This window comes from Kitasatospora sp. NPDC050543 (assembly GCF_044457565.1).
Lineage (GTDB): Bacteria > Actinomycetota > Actinomycetes > Streptomycetales > Streptomycetaceae > Kitasatospora.
On the sequence record NZ_JBITGZ010000031.1, the window covers coordinates 34,416 to 50,851 of the forward strand.

Sequence of the window (16,436 nt, forward strand, 5' to 3'; positions counted from 1 at the left end):
GACCAGCCGCACCACCCACCACCCCGTGACTGACGACTCGTCAGGAAGACTGTGATGACACCGCACGACAGGACCCCGGCCGCCGAGAGTGCCGCCGAGGTCGCCTCCGATATCACCACCGGGAGCACCATCGGGAGCACCGCCGGGAGCACCGCCGCCCGGATCAGCGCCTCCCCGGCGTCCGGGGCGCCGTTCCGGCGGCCGGTATCGGCCACGGAATGGCTCTACCTCGGCGCGCACCGGCTCGGCCGCGCCATGGTGCTCCAACTCGTCGTCGAGGGCGAGGGCGAGCTGGATCCGGCCGGGCTCCAGGCGGCCGTGACGGCCGCCGCGCAGGCCTGCCCCGGCTCCCGGCTGGTCCGCCGGGGCCGGACCTGGCTCGACTCGGGGCGCCCGCCGCAGGTCCGGGTGGCCGGCGACGGCAGCGGTCCGGACGCCGAACTCCGCGACGGCACGGCACCGTTGGAGACGCCGCTGGACCTGGCACACGGGCCGGGCTGCGAGGTGCTGCTGATCCCCGGCACACCGTCGCGGCCCACCACCGTGGTGTTCCGCGCCTTCCACGGCGTGATGGACGGGCACGGCGCGCAGCTCTGGCTGGCCGAGGTGTTCCGCGCCCTGCGCGGTGACCCGCCCCGGCCCGCCCGCTCCGCGCTCACCGACGCCGAGCTGCTGGCCGCGGTCGGCGCCACCGGCCGGCGGCCGGCGCTGCTGCTGGACCAGCCCTCGCCGCTGGCGGCCGCGCCCGGCACCCGGGCGGCCGACGCAGCGGGGGCTCAGGCGCTGTGGCGGCGCCGTACGCTGCCGGGCCGGTACCCCTCGCTCACCGCCCGGCTGGCCTCGGCGGTGGCCGGCGCCACCGGGGCGCCGCGCGCCCGCGTCATGGTGCCCGTCGACGTCCGGCGCCACCACGACGGCCCCCCGGCGACCGGCAACCTGACGCTGCCCGTCTTCCTCGACCTCGCCGCCGGCGAGTCCTGGCAGGCCGCCCACTCACGGCTGCTGCGGGCGCTGACGCAGCGCGGCGAGCTCGCCGCCGGCTTCGAGTCCACGCTGGCCCGGCTGCCGCTGGCCGCCACGGCCGCGCTGCTGCGGGCCGGCCAGGCCGTGGCGGCGCGGCGCGACCGGCACATGGCCTCGGCCGTCGTCTCGCACCTGGGTCGGATCAACCCGGCGGAGTGCTCCGGCGGCGGCTTCACCGCCCGGTCGGTGTACGCGCTCCCGGTGCACGCGCCGCTGGTGCCGGTGTCGTGCGTGGCGGTCGAACTGCCCGACCGTACGGAGCTGACCGTCGGCTTCCAGGGCGGGCCGGGGCTGGCCGCGCGAGCGGACGAGCTTATGGACCGGCTGGTCGCCGCCGTGGCCGCGCCCGGCGCCGCCCGCCCGGGCCGGGCCGGGCCCGCGCCGGCGGGTGCAACTGCGCCCACCGGGGCCGAGGCCGACGGGACGACCGTGGTCCGGCTGCTCAGGCAGCAGGCGCGGCGCACGCCGGACGCGACCGCGCTCGACGGACCGGCCGGCCCGGTCAGCTACGCCGAGCTGGACCGCCGTTCGGACGCCGTGGCGACGGAGCTGCTGCGCCGGGGTGTCCACCGCGAGGACGTGGTCGGGCTGCTGGTGGAGCGCTCACCGAGCGGCGTCGCCGGCCTGTGGGGTGTGCTCAAGGCCGGAGCGGCGTACCTGCCGATGGACCCGCACCAGCCGGACACCAGGATCGCCCAGATCCTCCGGGAGTCCGGGTCGGTCCTGTGCGTGACCGAGCGTCACCTGCTGGACCGTACGGCAGCCATCGGCCCCTGCCCCGCCCTGGCCGTCGAGGACGTCCAGGACGCCGAACCGGACACCGGACCCGACACCGGGCGCGGAACCCTCCCCCGGGTGCTCGCCGAGGCCGAGCCGACCCCGGAGCAACTCGCGTACGTCATCTACACCTCGGGCTCCACCGGCCGGCCCAAGGGCGTCCAGATCGAGCACCGCGGCCTGCTCGCCTTCGCCCGGTGGGCGGCCGGGCTCTGCCGGGTGGACGAGCGCACCCGGTTCGCCTTCCTGTCCTCGTTCGCCTTCGACATCTCCTGCTTCCCGCTGTTCCTGCCGCTGCTGCACGGCGGGACAACCGTGCTCGTCCCCGGCGGCCCGACCCGGCCGGCACTGCGCGAGCTGCTGGAACGCCACCGCGCGGACACCCTCGCGGTGACCCCCACCCACCTGAACCTGATCGAGACCTACGACCTCGACCTCTCGGGTGTGCGGACGCTGCTCGCCGGCGGCGAGCAGCTCACCCGCGCCGCCGCCGGGCGCGCGCGGCGCCGCCTCGGCCCGGACGGCCGGATCGTCAACGGGTACGGCCCCACCGAGGCGACCGTCGGCTGCCTGGCGCACGTACTCGACGGTACCGAGGACGGGCCGGTCGTCCCGATCGGGCAGCCGGCCCCGTCGGTCCGGGTCGAGCTGGTCGCCGGCGGCGGCGAGCCGATCCCGCCGGAGCAGGTAGGGGCGGTGGGCGAGATCCTGCTCTCCGGGCTCCAGCTGGCCCGCGGCTACCTGGGCCGCCCGGATCTGGACGCGGCGTCCTTCCCCGTCGGCGCCGACGGCGTACGGCGCTACCGGACCGGCGACCTCGGCCGCCGGCTGCCGGGCGGCGCCGTGGAGTTCGTCGGCCGCACCGACGACCAGCTGAAGATCGCCGGACACCGGATCGAGCCCGCCGAGGTGCAGGCCGCGCTGGAGAGCCACCCGGCGGTCACGGCGGCGGCCGTGACGGTACGCACCCGCCCCGGCGGCGGCCCGGCGCTCTGCGCGTACGTGCTGACCGCCGAGGGCGCCGCGGGCCCCGACGCCGCACCCGGCCTCGGGGCGGCACTGCGCGAGCAGCTGGCCGAGCTGCTGCCCGCCCACCTGGTGCCGGCCGTCGTCCTGCCGATCACCGAGCTCCCCAGGACGGTCACCGGTAAGACGGACACCGCCGCACTGCCCGATCCCTTCGCGCCCCACCCCGCCCCCTCGGGCGCCGGGGCAGCGGCGGACGCCGACGACGCCGGCCGCGGCGAGCGCGGGAACGGTGAGGGCGGGAACGGTGTGGTCTTCGAGGAGGTGGCGGCGCTCTGGTGCCGCGCGCTCGGCGTCGACCGCCGGCTGATCGACGCCGACTCCGACTTCCAGCAGCTGGGCGGCGACTCGCTGGCGCTGCTGGAGATGCTCTCCGCGGTCGCGGACGAGCTGCTCGATCCACCGCAGGCGGATGCCTTCACCGCAGAACTCAGCGGCACGCTAGCCGAGTTGACGCCAAGTCAGGTAGTTGCCGCCGTCCGGCGCGTCCGGCGCGAGACCGAGGAGCAGCAGGCCGGGCCGGGCCGGCCGGTGCAGAACACGGAGGCAACGGCATGATCTTCGTCGGAAGCGGAGCCCTGCTGCGACGGGCCGTCACCCACGCCGTGGGCGCGGGCCACCGGGTCGACCTGGTCGTCTCGGACGATCCCGCGGACCGCCCCGGGGACGACCGGGCCGGCACCGCGAGCGCGCCCCACCTGTTCACCACGGACGTCAACGCGGCGGCCGACCAGCTGCTCACCCGCTGCTCGGACGGAGTGGTCTGGTCGGTCAACAACCGGATGATCTTCCGCGCGCCACTGCTGGGCCACGGGCTGCGGATCTACAACATCCACAACGGCCTGCTGCCGCAGCACCGCGGCCTGCCCTCGGCCGCCGTGGCCTTCGCCCTGCTGCGGGGCGACCGGGAGTACGGCGCCACGCTGCACGAGGTCGATGCGGGCGTGGACACCGGGCGGGTGCTCGCGGAGCTGCGCTTCCCGGTCACCGGCGACGCGCGCTACCACCAGGTACTGCTGCGCGGCATCCAGACCTGCCACCGGCTGTTCCAGCGGTCGCTGGACACCGTGGCGGCCGGACGCGCCCCGGAGCCGCCGGCCGCCCGCGAGCCGGGCCCGTCCGGCTACTACGGGCTTCGGGCGCTGCGCCAACTGCCCTCGTACGCCGCGCATCCGGCGTACGCGCGGGCCACCGACCTCGGGGTGACGGCGCCCTTCGTGCCCGAGCTGGTCGCGGCACTGCGCAGCGCGCCGCAATCGCCGGTACTGGCGGGCGACGCGGCACGGTCCGTGCCCGGCCGGCGGCGGGGTTCACAACAGGGTCCGCAGCAGGATGACATCCGGACTATTGACGAAAGTTCTCACAAGTGAGTGACCAGCGGGTAACTTAGCTCTACTCTCATCGCCATGGACCTTGTACACGAGCGCCGGGGCGACGGCCCACCGCTGCTGCTCCTGCACGGCATCGGACACCGCTGGCAGGGCTGGGAGCCCGTGCTGGACCTGCTCACCCGTGAGCGCGAGGTGATCGCCGTCGACCTCCCCGGCTTCGGCGCCTCACCCCCGCTGCCCACGGGCATGCCCTACACCATCAGCAGCGCGATGACGGTGCTCGGCGAGTTCCTGGCGTCCATCGGCGTCGAGCGCCCGCACGTGGCCGGGAACTCGCTCGGCGGCCTGTTCACCCTGCACGCCGCTCACCACGGGCTGGCATCCTCGGCCACCGCGCTGTCGCCGGCCGGCTTCTACCGCAGGTCCGGCTTCCTCTACGCCTCCGGCGTGCTCAACCTGCACCGGTTCGCCGCCCGTACGCCCGAGGCCGTCCGGGCCCGGCTGGCGGAGCACCCGGCCGGCCGCAAGGCCATGTTCGGCATGATCTACGGGCGCCCCGAGCAGCTGGACCCGCGCGAACTGCTGCTCGACACCCGCGCCCTGCTCCAGGCGCCGGGCTTCCGACAGACCCTGCACGCCGGCCGCGCCGAGCGCGCGCCCCGGTTCCCGGCCGGGCTCCCGGCGGAGGTCCCGGTCACCCTCGCCTGGGGCACCCGCGATCGGCTGCTCCCGAACGTCCAGGGCCGCCGCGCCCGCCGGATCCTTCCGGCGGCCCGCTTCGTCCCGCTGGTGGGCTGCGGCCACGTCCCGATGGGCGACAACCCCGAGCTGGTCGCCCGGGTCCTGCTGGAGGGCAGCAGCTCGCCCCTCCTCGGCCTGGGCAGCGGGGCGGCGGCCGGCGGAATCTGACGGCCGCGGGGCGCGGCCGCCGTCGTCGACGGCCGCGCCCTGCCGCTCCCCCGCTCCCGGCACGCTCAGCCCGCGCACACCTGCCTCCCCACCTGGCCGGTGGGCCGGTGGCTCAGTACAGGGTGCCGAGCATCCCGGCGTCGAAGGGCTTGAGCTCGTCGGTGCGCCCGCCGAGGATCTTCGCGGCCCACTCCGGGTCGCCCAGCAGCGCGCGGCCGACCGCCACGAGGTCGAACTCGCCGCTCTCCAGCCGGTCCAGCAGGGCGTCGATGTCCGCGACGGCGCCCTGCTCGCCACGGAACGCGCCGATGAACTCGTTGTCGAGGCCCACCGAGCCGACACTGATGGTGGGCTTGCCGGAGAGCTTCTTCGCCCAGCCGGCGAGGTTGAGGTCCGAGCCCTCGAACTCCGGCAGCCAGTAGCGGCGGGTGGAGCAGTGGAAGGCGTCGACGCCCGCCTCGGCCAGCGGGGTGAGCAGGGCTTCGAGCTCCTGCGGGGACTGCGCGAGCTTGGCCTCGTACGCGCCCATCTTCCACTGGGACGTCCGGAACAGGATCGGGAAGTCCGGTGCGACGGCAGCGCGGCAGGCGGCCACGATCTCCGCGGCGAACCTGACGCGGGAGGCGAGATCACCGCCATAGGCGTCCTCACGCCGGTTGGTACGGCCCCACAGGAACTGGTCGATGAGGTAGCCGTGGGCGCCGTGCAGCTCGATGCCGTCGAAGCCCCGGGCCTCGGCCGCGGCGGCGCCGGCGGCGAAGGCGGCGATCACCGCGTCGACGTCCGCGACCGTCATCGCATGCCCCGGCTCCGATTCGTCCAGCGGGATGCCCGAGGGGCCGACCCGGGGGGCCTCGGGGACGGGTGGGGCCCCGGCGGTTCGCGCCATCCCCACGTGCCACAGCTGCGGCACGATCTTCCCGCCCGCGCGGTGCACCGCCCGGGCGACCCCGGCCCAGCCCGCGAGGGCGTCCTCGCCGTGGAAGCGGGGCACGCGGTCGCTCGTCCCCGCCGAGGCGTGGTCGATGTACGTCCCCTCGGTGATGATCAGGCCCACTCCGCCCGCCGCCCGCCGGGCGTAGTACTCGGCCACGTCGGCGCCGGGTACGCCGCCGGGCGAGAACTGGCGCGTCATCGGGGCCATCGCGATCCGGTTCGGGAGGGTGAGGCTCCCCACGGACACGGGGCGGACGAGCACGTCATTGGCGCGTGCGGCAAAGCTGCTGGCTGTCAAGACATTCACCTCGGGTCGCTGGACGACCGCCCTCGGGAGGAGAGCGGCCCGTTCCGAGCAACCTCGCGGCCGCCGCCGCGATTCCCGCCGGCCCGGCTCCCCGCCCCCGATTCGGGCGGCCCCACGACCTCGGTGGCTCGATCCCTCCGGTCCCCGCTCAATTGCGGATGCCCGGAGCGGGCCCGGAGGTGTATACCGGAGATGGCGGACGGTCCGTCAGATCACCGTGTACGAAGGCTGCCGAAGCCGCAGGTCGAGCACGACGCCCCACCCCGATCACCGAAGTCGCCGACACCTCATCCATGATCATTGAAGGGCCTCCGGCGAGGAACGGCCCCAGGCGAGATGGAGGAGCACACGGATGGACAGTGCCCGGCAGCATGGGCTCCAGGACTTCGAGGTACAGCACTCCGGCAGCGATGTGACGTTCGGCCGGTCCGGCCTCGGCACCGACCCGGAGGTCGCCCACTGGTTCGCGAAGCTCGCCGCGTACGCGCCGGCGCCGGCCTTCGTCCGGGACAGCGAGGGGCGCTACCTGTGGGTGAACGCGGCCTACGCGCACCTGTACCGGACGGAGCCGGACGCCATCGCCGGGCGAAGCGTCGAGGAGATCGATCCGCCGGGGGACGCCGCCCTGTTCCGCGCGCTGGACAGGGACGTGCTGAGGACGCGCCGGCCGGTCCGCCACACGCTGGCCTTCGTCCATCCGGACGGCACGCCCGGGCAGGTCGTCGGCCACCGGTTCGCCCTGGAGAGCCGGGGCGGCCCCTGCGTCGGCGGCATCTACGCCGACGTCACCGGCCGCACCCGGGCGCTGGAGGAGAAGGCGGCCGTCGACGAGGAGATGCACGCGCTGCGGGAACGAACCGGGCTGGCGGTGGTCACCGTCGATCCGGACGGCCGGGTGGAGGAGGCCAGCGGCGGCGCCGCGCAGCTGCTGGGCAGCAGCCGCGGCGCCCTGGAGGGCACCGCGGCGCTCGACCACCTGGACGGGGGCCTCGGCCGCTCCGCCCTGATCCGGTCGTGGATGGATCTCGTCGGCGGGAGGACCGCGCGGTGCAGCGAGGTGCTGCGGTTACGGATGGCGGGCGGGGGCGGGCGGCTGCTGCGGGCCGACCTGGCCGCCGTCAGGTCCGGGGGGATCACCGAGCGGATCATCGCGGTGCTGACGCCGCTGGGCGCCGAGACCGCCGAGAAGACCCAGGTGAGCCCCCTTCAGCTGCGGGTCCTGACCCTGATGGCGGGCGGCCAGCCGAACAGCGGCATGGCCACCCGCCTGGGGCTCTCCCGCCAGGCGCTGGACTACCACCTGCGCCGGCTGCGCGAGCTCCTGGACGCGGCCTCACGCCCGGAGATGGTGGCGCGCGCCTACGCCCTGGGCATCCTGGACGCGACCACCTGGCCGCCCCGGGCGACGCCCGGCATCCTTCACGGCTGACCGGCGGCCGCCGCCCGGTCGCGGGCGTCGGCGTCGGCGTCGGCGTCGGCGTTTGCGTCGGCGTCGGCGTTTGCGTCGGCGTCGGCGTTTGCGTCGGCGTTTGCGTCGGGGGCCTCCCGCCCGGTGACCGGACGGCCGCCGCCGTCGCCGTCGCCACCGCCACGGACCAGCCGCAGCAGGACCGCGACCACGGCCAGCAGCACGCACGTACCGACCGCCGAGTGGACGAGCAGGGCGTCGAGCCGGTCCGCCGCGAGGTAGGCGCCCACGGCCAGCGCCACCAGGGCGCACACCCCGCGGTCGATGATCGACTCCAGCGAGAGCAGGGTCGCCCGGTAGGGCGTGGGCGGGATGGCCGCGTTGATCAGGTTCCGCTGCACGGGGTACGCGAGGCCGGTCGCGGCGGCGAAGACGCACAGCCAGCCGATCGTCACGACGGCGCCCGACATGCTGGTGGCCGCCAGCGAGAACGCCATCACGACACTCAGCACCGTCACGGCGACGGTGTCGGACATCCGGGCCCGGATCCACCCCGGCCGGGCCGAGCCGATCGCCTCGGCCACCGTCATCGCGGACAGGACGGCGCCGTGGTCGGCGAGCGGGACGGCCTTGGCGAGCAGCAGCGGCTGAAAGAGGTTGACCTGGCAGATCCGGGCCAGGGTGAAGATCGCGACGCCCTGGACCATCAGCGGCCCGAGCGCCCGGGAGGTGCGGAGCACCGACAGGGCGTTCCGCGCGGAGTCCAGGTAGCCGGCGCGCCCGCCCGGCCGGTCGGCGCGGCCGGTCGCCGGCGGCCGGGCCGGCGCGGCGGGCGGTGCGGGCAGCGCCGGCAGCGCGGTGGCGCAGCCGAGGGCGGCGAGGGTGCAGGCGGCGGTCAGCAGGTAGGGCGCCTGGTGCTGGACGCCCATCAGGACGCCCACCAGCGGCCAGCAGGCGATCTTCGCCCAGAGGCCGAGCGCCCTGGCCGTCCCCTCCGCCTGCACGTAGTGCTCGCCGGCGCCCTTGGCGTTCAGGTACTCGTAGAGGTACGCACTGGAGGCTCCGGACACCAGGGAGCGGGCCGTGGCGATGGCCAGGAAGTGCAGCAGGAAGCCGGTCGCGGACGGCCAGGCCACCGGGAGGAGGTTGGCGAGCGTCATCACGCCGGCGCCCAGTTGCAGGCAGGTGCGCTGCCCGATCCGGTCGGCGATGAAGCCGGTGGGGATCTCCAGCAGGCAGAACGCGACGTAGTAGATGCTCTGGATGCCGAAGATCTGGCCATCCGTCAGTCCGGCCTGCTTCTGGTACTCGTAGAAGACCGGCAGCCACCAGAGCAGGTTGAACAGCAGCTGGAAGCCGTTGTTCAGGCGGACGACGCGGCGGACCGCCGGCGGAGCCGAGGCGGTCCGGCGCACGCGGGCGAGCAGGGACGGGGACATGGTTCCTTCCTCGGGGAGGGTGGTTGTGGGCGCAGCGCAGCGGGCGCGCGGGCGGCCGGGCCGGCGGGCCGGCGGGCCGGTAGCGCCGCCGACCGGTGGTGCGCTCAGCCGTTGTACGGCCGCAGTTGCAGCAGGTGCACCCGGCCGCCCGGGGCGAGCAGCCACTCGACGTCCAGCGGCGCGGCGAAGGTGTAGTCGGTGGCGAAGTGCGACTGCAGCAGGCGCCCGGCCAGCGCGAGGCGTCCCAGCTGGGCCCGGGTCTCCTGGTCCAGGTCCTGCTCGGCGGCGCCGAGCGAGATGGTGCGCCCGCCGCCCTCCACGGTGTTGTAGAGGTACTGCATCGGCAGGGTGGTGCCGTCGACGACCGCGGAGGTCGAGCCCAGGGTGCAGTTGAGGTACACGTTGCGGAAGTCGGCCCGGTTGGTCGGGTTGCAGGTGACCATGACCCCGCCGAGCGGAGAGGGCTCGTACCGCTGGATGATCACGCCCATGAAGGTGTCGTCCAGCGAGATCCCGGCCTGGTGACGCAGTCGGACGCTGCGCGGGGAGAGCAGCGAGGCCCACACCTGCCGGATCGCGTCGAGCAGGCCCGGCAGGTCGGTGACCTTGGTGTGCGACTCGTAGATGCCCGCGGCGGAGAAGCCGGGCAGGTCCTCGGCGTTGGAGGACGAGCGGACGGCGAGGCGGTCCGCTCCGGCGAGGTGCCTGACCACATGGGTGTCCAGGGCGCGGATCAGGTCCTCGGGTACCGGGGTGGCGACCACGAGGTGCTGGAGCTGGACGCAGACCGAGTCGACGGCGTCCATCGCGCCGAGTTCGAGCGCCATCTTGAGCTTGCCGATGCTCTGCTGCACGGCGCGGGAGGAGTCCAGGAAGCGCTGCTGGACGGCGAACGGCACCGCGATGCCCTCGGGCGCGCTGACGTGACGGGACAGGAAGTCGGCCGCCGCCTGGGTGAGGTCGCCGTGCTCCGGCGCCTCCAGCTGCCCGGCCAGGTGGCCCAGCAGGTCGGGGCGCGGGGCGCGGGGGACGGAGTAGTAGCCGGTGAGCCGGGCGGATCCGTGTCGCAGCACGTGGTGGAGCTCGCCGAGGTTGGCGGCCTTGGTGCCGTAACCGCGGCGGTCCCCGGCGCGCAGCTGCGAGAGCGGCACGATCGGCACGTCCTCCACCCGGGGCGCGTCGAGCCGGATGCGCTGGGTGTGCCAGACGGGCTGGGTGAGGTCCGCGGGCTCCTCGACCGGCTCGATCGTGACGCCGTCGGTGGTCACGTCGTAGCGGATCCAGCAGCCGTCGAGCTTCTCCTCGCCGATCCGCTCCAGGACGCCGCGCACGATGGCGTTGGGTATCCCCCAGCCGGCGGCCAGCATGTTGGTGTGCGACAGCGGGGTGGTGGGCTCGGCGTTGAGCAGGCCGGCCAGCCTGGGGATGTCGTCGGGGACGACCGGCATGGCCACGATGTCGTACCAGGCGAGGCCGGCCCGCGCGTCCCGGTACTCCTCGATGCCGGCGAACGCGCGCAGGCGGCCCAGCGCCGAGCCGAGGGTGAGCGGGACGAAGGGCCTCGCGGCGAAGAGCTCGTCCCCCCTGGTGCGGGGCAGTACGGTGTCGGGCACCGCCGCGAGGGCGTTCTCCTGGGTGTGGTTGGCCGGCTTGACCAGCAGCGCCAGCGCCTCGTCCAGGTGGCGGCGCACGAAGGCGTGGAACTCCGTCAGCAGGTCGGCGCCCATGGTGTCGGCCTCGGTCGTCTCCAGCACCATGAACGGCTGGCCCTGACCGGAGCCCCGGCCCGAGTCCTGGCCGGACCCCTGCCCGGGCGCCCGGCGACCGGAGTGCAGCGAGAGGACGCCGAGCAGGAAGCGTCGTGCCGGGTCCTGGTAGACGCTGTGGTTGAAGCCGTCGAGGTCGGCGTCGAGCTCCTCCAGGGTCAGGCCGTTGATCTCGGTGGCGATGTAGTTGACGTGGAAGGAGTGGACGGCGCTGTCGAGGACGTGCCAGACCTCCCGCTGCCGGTCCACCACGATCTTCACGTACGGGTGGCCGCCGAGCATGCCGCAGAGCTGCTCGAACAGGGGCAGGGTCAGGCGCGCGCCGACCACCGCGCCGTGCGGGGCCGAACTCGGCGTGGACTGCTGGTCGTCGATGTCGTGGGCGTTCACTGGGCCTGACCCGTCGAGAGGTGGGCGGTGAGGGCCTTGGGGAGGGCCTCGATGATGCGCGCGCAGTCCGCGAGCAGGGCGGGGGCGGACTCGGCGGTGAGGAAGCACAGGGCCGCCATGGTGTTGGCGCCCTCGGCCTGGCGGTAGGCGGGCATCGGCGTGCCGACCGGCAGGCTGCGCTCGTGCACCAGCTCGATGGTGGAGCCGGGGCCGAGCAGCTCACTCCACTCGACGGCGTCGAAGTCCCACACCGGCAGCCGCGTCCACGGCTCGCCGAGCGGGTCCGCCGCGAGGATCACCAGGGATCCGGCCGCGCCCGGCCGGGCGGCGACGGCGCCGTCGGTGCCGGGTGCCTGGGCGCCGGGGCCGTCGCTACCGGGCGCGGTGAGCATCCGGTGCGGGTACGCCACGGGCCGGCCGAGCAGCTGGCGGGTGAGCATGCCGATCATGTCGAGGCCGAACACCGCCTCGACCTGGCGGGTCGTCATCACTCCCCCGAAGCGGGCCGCGGTCTCGATCAGCCACATGTCCCGGCCGCCCGGCGCGAGCTTGATCTCGGTGTGGGTGGCGCAGGTCCCCAGGCCCAGGGCGTCGACCGCCGCGCGGGACACCTCCTCGATCCGGCGCTGCAAGGCCTCGGGCAGTTCGGCCGGGGCTATGCTCGCGCGCTCGGTGAAGGGGGGAATGGTGGGCAGCCGGCCCGTGATGCAGATCGGGTGGTAGACGCCGTCGGCGACGATGCCCTCCACGCTGACGTAGTCGCCCCAGCCCGGGCCGGGGAACCAGTCCCGGGCGCTCGCGGTGACGATCTCCTCCAGCAGGAAGTCACTCACCCCCTCGTCGGCGGAGTGCAGTTCGGCGTACCCGTCCTCGGCCGAGGCCGCCATGACATCCCGGCCGAGCTGCCAGGCGCGCAGCGCCTCGTCCCGGTCGTGGACGGTGAGGTGGGCGGTGGAGCCGGCGCTCCAGGCCGCCTTCAGCAGCAGCGGCGGGGTCAGCCGCTCGAAGGCCTTGTCGATGTCGGCAGCACGGTGGATCTCCGCGAAGCCCGGTACGGGCACTCCGGCGTCGCGCCAGGTGCGCCGCATCAGGCGCTTGTCGCGGGCCGCCTCCACCCGGGCGCCCGCGCCGGCCAGCCCCAGCCGCTCACAGGCGCGGGCGACGGCGACCACCGCGTACTCGGAGAAGGTCAGCACCGCCCGGGCCGCGAGGCGTTCGGCGTGGGAGCGGATCAGCTCGACCAGGGCCTCGCCGTCCGACGGCACCGCCTCGGTGACCGAGGCGCAGTACGGCCGCCAGGTCTCCGCGGTGACCAGCGGCAGCGGTGCGAGCGCCAGCACGTGGACCTCGGCGTGCGCGGCGATCCGCGGCAGCGCGTAGTCCAGGGGCGGCCCTCCCCTGGCGTGGACGAACAGGATGGCGCTCATATCGCTCCTCGGCGTTGGGCGGGCACGACAACGGGCCCGCGACATCGGCCACCACCGGCTCCGGTCCGCCTGACACGCCCTCGGCTGCGGTGACATCAGCAACCGAACCACGACGGAGGGTGACGAAGTGCCCGGGTGGGCCGTCGCACACTTTGGCGAATGCCAAACAACCCCTCCCGTACGGAGGTTTGGATCGAGTGCCGTGCACATGACGAACGCCCGGCCGACACATGGTCGGCCGGGCGTTCGGCGCGCGCGATTCCGGCGCGGACGGGACGGGCAGGGCCCGCCGCCCGCGCTACGCGGCGAGCGCGATGCGGCGCGGGGATCCGCTCCGGGAGCCGCCACCGGCCTGGGGCTTGCGGCCGGTGTGGGCCGGACGGCGGCCGCGGCCGGACGCGCCGGCACTGCGACGGGGGCGCTCCACCACCGGGTTGGGCACCACGACGGGCACGCCCGTGGGCACCCGGGCGCCGGTGATGCGCGCGAGCTCCTCGTCGGCGGAGTGCACCCGCGCCGAGTTGGGGGTGATGCCGGCGGTCACCATCATCCGGGCCATCTCCCGGCGCTGGTTGGGCAGGACGAGGGTGACGACGGTGCCGGACTCACCGGCCCGGGCGGTGCGCCCGCCGCGGTGCAGGTAGTCCTTGTGGTCGCTCGGCGGGTCGAGGTTGACGACCAGGTCGAGGCCGTCGATGTGGATACCGCGGGCGGCGACGTTGGTGGCGATGAGCGCGGTGACCTCACCGGTGCGGAACTGCTCCAGGGTGCGGGTGCGCTGCGGCTGGGACTTGCCGCCGTGCAGCGCGGCCGCCTTCACCCCGCTGGCCAGCAGCTCCTCCACCACCCGGTCGGCGCCGTGCTTGGTGTCGATGAACATGATCACGCCGCCGTCGCGGGAGGCGATGTGCGCGATCGCGGCGCGCTTGTCGGAGTTCTGGACATGGAGCACGTGGTGCTCCATGGTGCTGACGGCGCCCGCCGACGGGTCCACCGAGTGGGTGACCGGGTCGTTCAGGAAGCGCCGGACCAGCCGGTCGACGTTGCGGTCCAGGGTCGCGGAGAACAGCATCGTCTGGCTGTCCGGGGCGACCTGCTCCAGCAGTTCGGTGACCTGCGGCAGGAAGCCCATGTCGGCCATCTGGTCGGCCTCGTCCAGGACGGTGATACCGACCTCGTCGAGCCGGCAGTCGCCGCGCTGGATCAGGTCCTTGAGCCGCCCCGGGGTGGCGACCACGACCTCGGCACCGCGGCCGAGCGCCTGGGCCTGCCGACCGATCGACGTGCCGCCGACCACGGTCGCCAGCTTCAGCCGCACCGAGTGGGCGTACGGCGTGAGCGCATCGGTGACCTGCTGGGCGAGTTCACGCGTCGGGACCAGCACCAGCGCGAGCGGGCGTCCCGGCTCGGCGCGGCGACCGGCGGTACGGGCCAGCACGGCCAGGCCGAAGGCGATGGTCTTGCCGGAGCCGGTCCGCCCCCGGCCGAGCACGTCGCGCCCGGCCAGCGAGTTGGGCAGGGTCGCGGCCTGGATCGGGAACGGCGAGGTGACGCCCTGCCGGGTCAGCATCGAGAGCAGCGCCTTGGGCATGTCCAGCTCGTCGAACGACTCGACGGCCGCGAGCGCCGGCGTGGTACTGACGGGCAGCGCGAACTCGCTCCGTGCGGCGCCGATCTGACGCTCCCGCCCACCGGAGGGGCGCCGGCCGCCACCTGCGCGAGCCCCGGCGGCGCTGCCACCCGCACGCGCTCCGGCGGATCCGCCGGAGCGGGAAGCAGTGCCTCGGTACGAAGAACGACTGGATCGAGTCATGCGAAGAACCTTCCTCGGACGGCGCGTCGCCAGAAGGACTCCGCGGCACGAGGGCCGGCACAGAGCACGCAGGAACGAGCCAGAAATGGGGGGTGCGGGGGCGTGGACGGCACAGCCGTACGGACACGCCGCCCGTGGTCGGCGCTCACCGGAGCAGGGGGGGGTGAATACCCAGGACGCGAATGCTCACGGCGGGGGGCATCGATTCGGACGCGGCGCCGAGCGGATCGCGGGCGGCGGTCACCGGTGGCGGGACCATGACCGTCAGGGGCCGGAATTGTGCGTGCCGGCAAACGCCAGGGGCCCGCACCGAGCGTGTACGCGGTGCGGGCCCCTGCTGCTGGGCGGGTGCCGTGGCAGATGAACTACAGCGGGCGAATGTTCTCGGCCTGCGGGCCCTTCTGGCCCTGCGTGACGTCGAACTCGACCTTCTGGCCCTCAAGCAGCTCACGGAAGCCGTTGGCGTTGATGTTCGAGTAGTGGGCGAAGACGTCCGGGCCGCCACCCTCCTGCTCGATGAAGCCGAAGCCCTTTTCCGCGTTGAACCACTTCACGGTGCCATTAGCCATTAAGAAATCTCCTTCAAGGGGCTGTCCGAAATCCGCACTGTACGGACTCCGCGTCGCCGCGATGAGGACCCGCCCGGGAAACTACCGGGAAACAGAAAATGCGCCTGCGGTCAATCAGCAGGCGCACACAAAGTTCATGGGAACCACAACTGCAACTGAGTCGACTGTAGCAGGGTCGGAGCGGGAACGGGGGATTTCCGTCCGCCGACCTTCCCGCACCCGCCGCTGCCGGGACTCCCGCCGGACCCACGCCGGCCACTCCCGGTGGGGCGCCGCCCCGGAGCGCGATGCCCCGCGCGCGGCCCCGGCCGCGCCGGATTGGGCGCATACTGGCAACGATGACGAACTCACCTGCACCACGGCGCCCCCTGCCCACCAGCCCGTTCCGAACCGCGGCTCCAGCACCGCTCAAGCAGTTCGCCGTCGGAGACCGCGTGTCACACGACGAGTACGGTCTCGGCCGCGCGATCAGCGTCGAGGGTGACGGCGAGATCGCCGTGCTGGTCGACTTCGGCGCACGCCAGGAGCGGATCACCCGGCCCTTCGCCAAGCTCTTCCGACTCTGAGACCTCGCGGCACCTCAGACTCTTGGGGCCTTTGGGGTCCTTGAGGTCCTGGCGGCCCCGAAGGCCCTGAGGCTCGACCCCCGGAGCTCCCGGCCGGCCCCCTGACCGGGCCGACCGGGAGCTTCGGTGCGCAACAACGCCCCCTCGGACGTGCCGAGTTGACGCGTACTCGGCTCAGGCGTACTGGGTGAGATCGATGCCGTACACCCGCAGCGGGAAGCCGTACTCCGGGTGGGTCGTCTCGCGCTCCAGCTCCATACCGAGCTTGCGCATCACGTTCTCGGAGGCCTCGTTGCCGAGGCGGGCGATGCTGACCACCCGGTCCAGGCCGCGGTCCTCGAGGGCGAACTCCAGTGCGGCGTGGGCGGCTTCGGAGGCGTAGCCCTGCCCCCAGAACGGCCGGCCGAGCCGCCAGGCGATCTCCACGTCCGGCAGCACCTCGGGCAGGAACTCGGGCACCGAGAGACCGGCGAACCCGGCGAGCTCACCGGAGGCCTGGATCTCCACGGCGAAGAGCCCGAAGCCCTCCTCGTCCCACTCCTCCTCCCAGCGCTCGATCGCCTCCGCCGTCCCGTCCAGGTCGAGTACCGAACCGTCGTCGATCCAGCGCATGACCTCCGGGTCCGAGTTGATCTCCGCCATGGCGGCGAGGTCTTCCTCCTGCCAGCGGCGGAGAATGAGTCGGGGCGTACGAATCTCGGTCATACGCCCCATCCTGTCCGAGATGGGAGCCACCGCGGTAATCGGTG

General features: G+C 74.0%; 12 protein-coding genes. 5 read left to right on the plus strand and 7 right to left on the minus strand.

Going from position 1 to position 16,436, the window contains the following annotated elements; translation table 11 throughout:
- Nucleotides 1-54 precede the first annotated feature (54 nt).
- From ACIBH3_RS28845 to ACIBH3_RS28855, 3 genes are read left to right on the plus strand one after another with little or no spacing between them, the layout of a single operon-like run.
- Nucleotides 55-3,384, plus strand: coding sequence for a non-ribosomal peptide synthetase (locus tag ACIBH3_RS28845; RefSeq protein WP_396315027.1), 3,330 nt, complete (start codon nucleotides 55-57; stop codon nucleotides 3,382-3,384).
- Nucleotides 3,381-4,196 (plus strand): formyltransferase family protein, encoded by an 816-nt coding sequence (locus ACIBH3_RS28850; RefSeq protein WP_396315028.1) that lies wholly within the window; start codon nucleotides 3,381-3,383, stop codon nucleotides 4,194-4,196. Before ACIBH3_RS28845 ends, ACIBH3_RS28850 begins: the two co-directional genes overlap by 4 nt.
- A gap of 36 nt (nucleotides 4,197-4,232) precedes the next feature.
- On the plus strand, nucleotides 4,233-5,066 hold the full coding sequence (locus ACIBH3_RS28855) for an alpha/beta fold hydrolase (protein ID WP_396315029.1): 834 nt from the start codon (nucleotides 4,233-4,235) through the stop codon (nucleotides 5,064-5,066).
- A 112-nt stretch (nucleotides 5,067-5,178) separates the two neighbouring features.
- On the opposite strand, the gene ACIBH3_RS28860 is transcribed toward ACIBH3_RS28855, so the two are convergent.
- On the minus strand, nucleotides 5,179-6,300 hold the full coding sequence (locus ACIBH3_RS28860) for an NADH:flavin oxidoreductase (protein WP_396315030.1): 1,122 nt from the start codon (nucleotides 6,298-6,300) through the stop codon (nucleotides 5,179-5,181).
- Nucleotides 6,301-6,661: 361 nt separating this feature from the next.
- Between ACIBH3_RS28860 and ACIBH3_RS28865 the strand changes: the two genes are divergently transcribed.
- The gene (locus ACIBH3_RS28865; RefSeq protein ID WP_396315031.1) at nucleotides 6,662-7,738 is read left to right on the plus strand and encodes a PAS domain-containing protein; all 1,077 of its coding nucleotides are present in this window, start codon (nucleotides 6,662-6,664) and stop codon (nucleotides 7,736-7,738) included.
- Here ACIBH3_RS28865 and ACIBH3_RS28870 read toward each other — a convergent pair.
- The 5 genes from ACIBH3_RS28870 to ACIBH3_RS28890 all read right to left on the minus strand — a co-directional run bounded on the left by ACIBH3_RS28870 (nucleotide 7,729) and on the right by ACIBH3_RS28890 (nucleotide 15,121).
- Nucleotides 7,729-9,156: an MFS transporter gene (locus ACIBH3_RS28870; protein ID WP_396315032.1), complete on the minus strand. Its 1,428-nt coding sequence runs from the start codon at nucleotides 9,154-9,156 to the stop codon at nucleotides 7,729-7,731. The genes ACIBH3_RS28865 and ACIBH3_RS28870 overlap by 10 nt on opposite strands.
- Nucleotides 9,157-9,260: 104 nt before the next feature.
- Nucleotides 9,261-11,312 carry a PEP/pyruvate-binding domain-containing protein gene (locus ACIBH3_RS28875; protein WP_396315033.1) on the minus strand — a complete coding sequence of 684 codons (2,052 nt, stop codon included), beginning with the start codon at nucleotides 11,310-11,312 and terminating at the stop codon, nucleotides 9,261-9,263.
- A complete protein-coding gene (locus ACIBH3_RS28880) occupies nucleotides 11,309-12,739 on the minus strand; it encodes an acetyl-CoA carboxylase biotin carboxylase subunit family protein (RefSeq protein WP_396315034.1) in 1,431 nt (476 codons plus the stop codon). The genes ACIBH3_RS28875 and ACIBH3_RS28880 overlap by 4 nt, the downstream gene beginning before the upstream one ends.
- A gap of 298 nt (nucleotides 12,740-13,037) precedes the next feature.
- Entirely contained in the window at nucleotides 13,038-14,552 is a 1,515-nt protein-coding gene (locus tag ACIBH3_RS28885) for a DEAD/DEAH box helicase (RefSeq protein WP_396315035.1), read from the minus strand.
- Nucleotides 14,553-14,917: 365 nt separating this feature from the next.
- Nucleotides 14,918-15,121: a cold-shock protein gene (locus tag ACIBH3_RS28890; protein WP_030918248.1), complete on the minus strand. Its 204-nt coding sequence runs from the start codon at nucleotides 15,119-15,121 to the stop codon at nucleotides 14,918-14,920.
- 338 nt (nucleotides 15,122-15,459) lie between these two features.
- Between ACIBH3_RS28890 and ACIBH3_RS28895 the strand changes: the two genes are divergently transcribed.
- Nucleotides 15,460-15,687: a hypothetical protein gene (locus ACIBH3_RS28895; protein WP_396315036.1), complete on the plus strand. Its 228-nt coding sequence runs from the start codon at nucleotides 15,460-15,462 to the stop codon at nucleotides 15,685-15,687.
- Between the two features lie 174 nt (nucleotides 15,688-15,861).
- Here the strand turns inward: ACIBH3_RS28895 and ACIBH3_RS28900 are convergent, their stop codons facing one another.
- A complete protein-coding gene (locus ACIBH3_RS28900; protein WP_396315037.1) occupies nucleotides 15,862-16,392 on the minus strand; it encodes a GNAT family N-acetyltransferase in 531 nt (176 codons plus the stop codon).
- Nucleotides 16,393-16,436 lie beyond the last annotated feature (44 nt).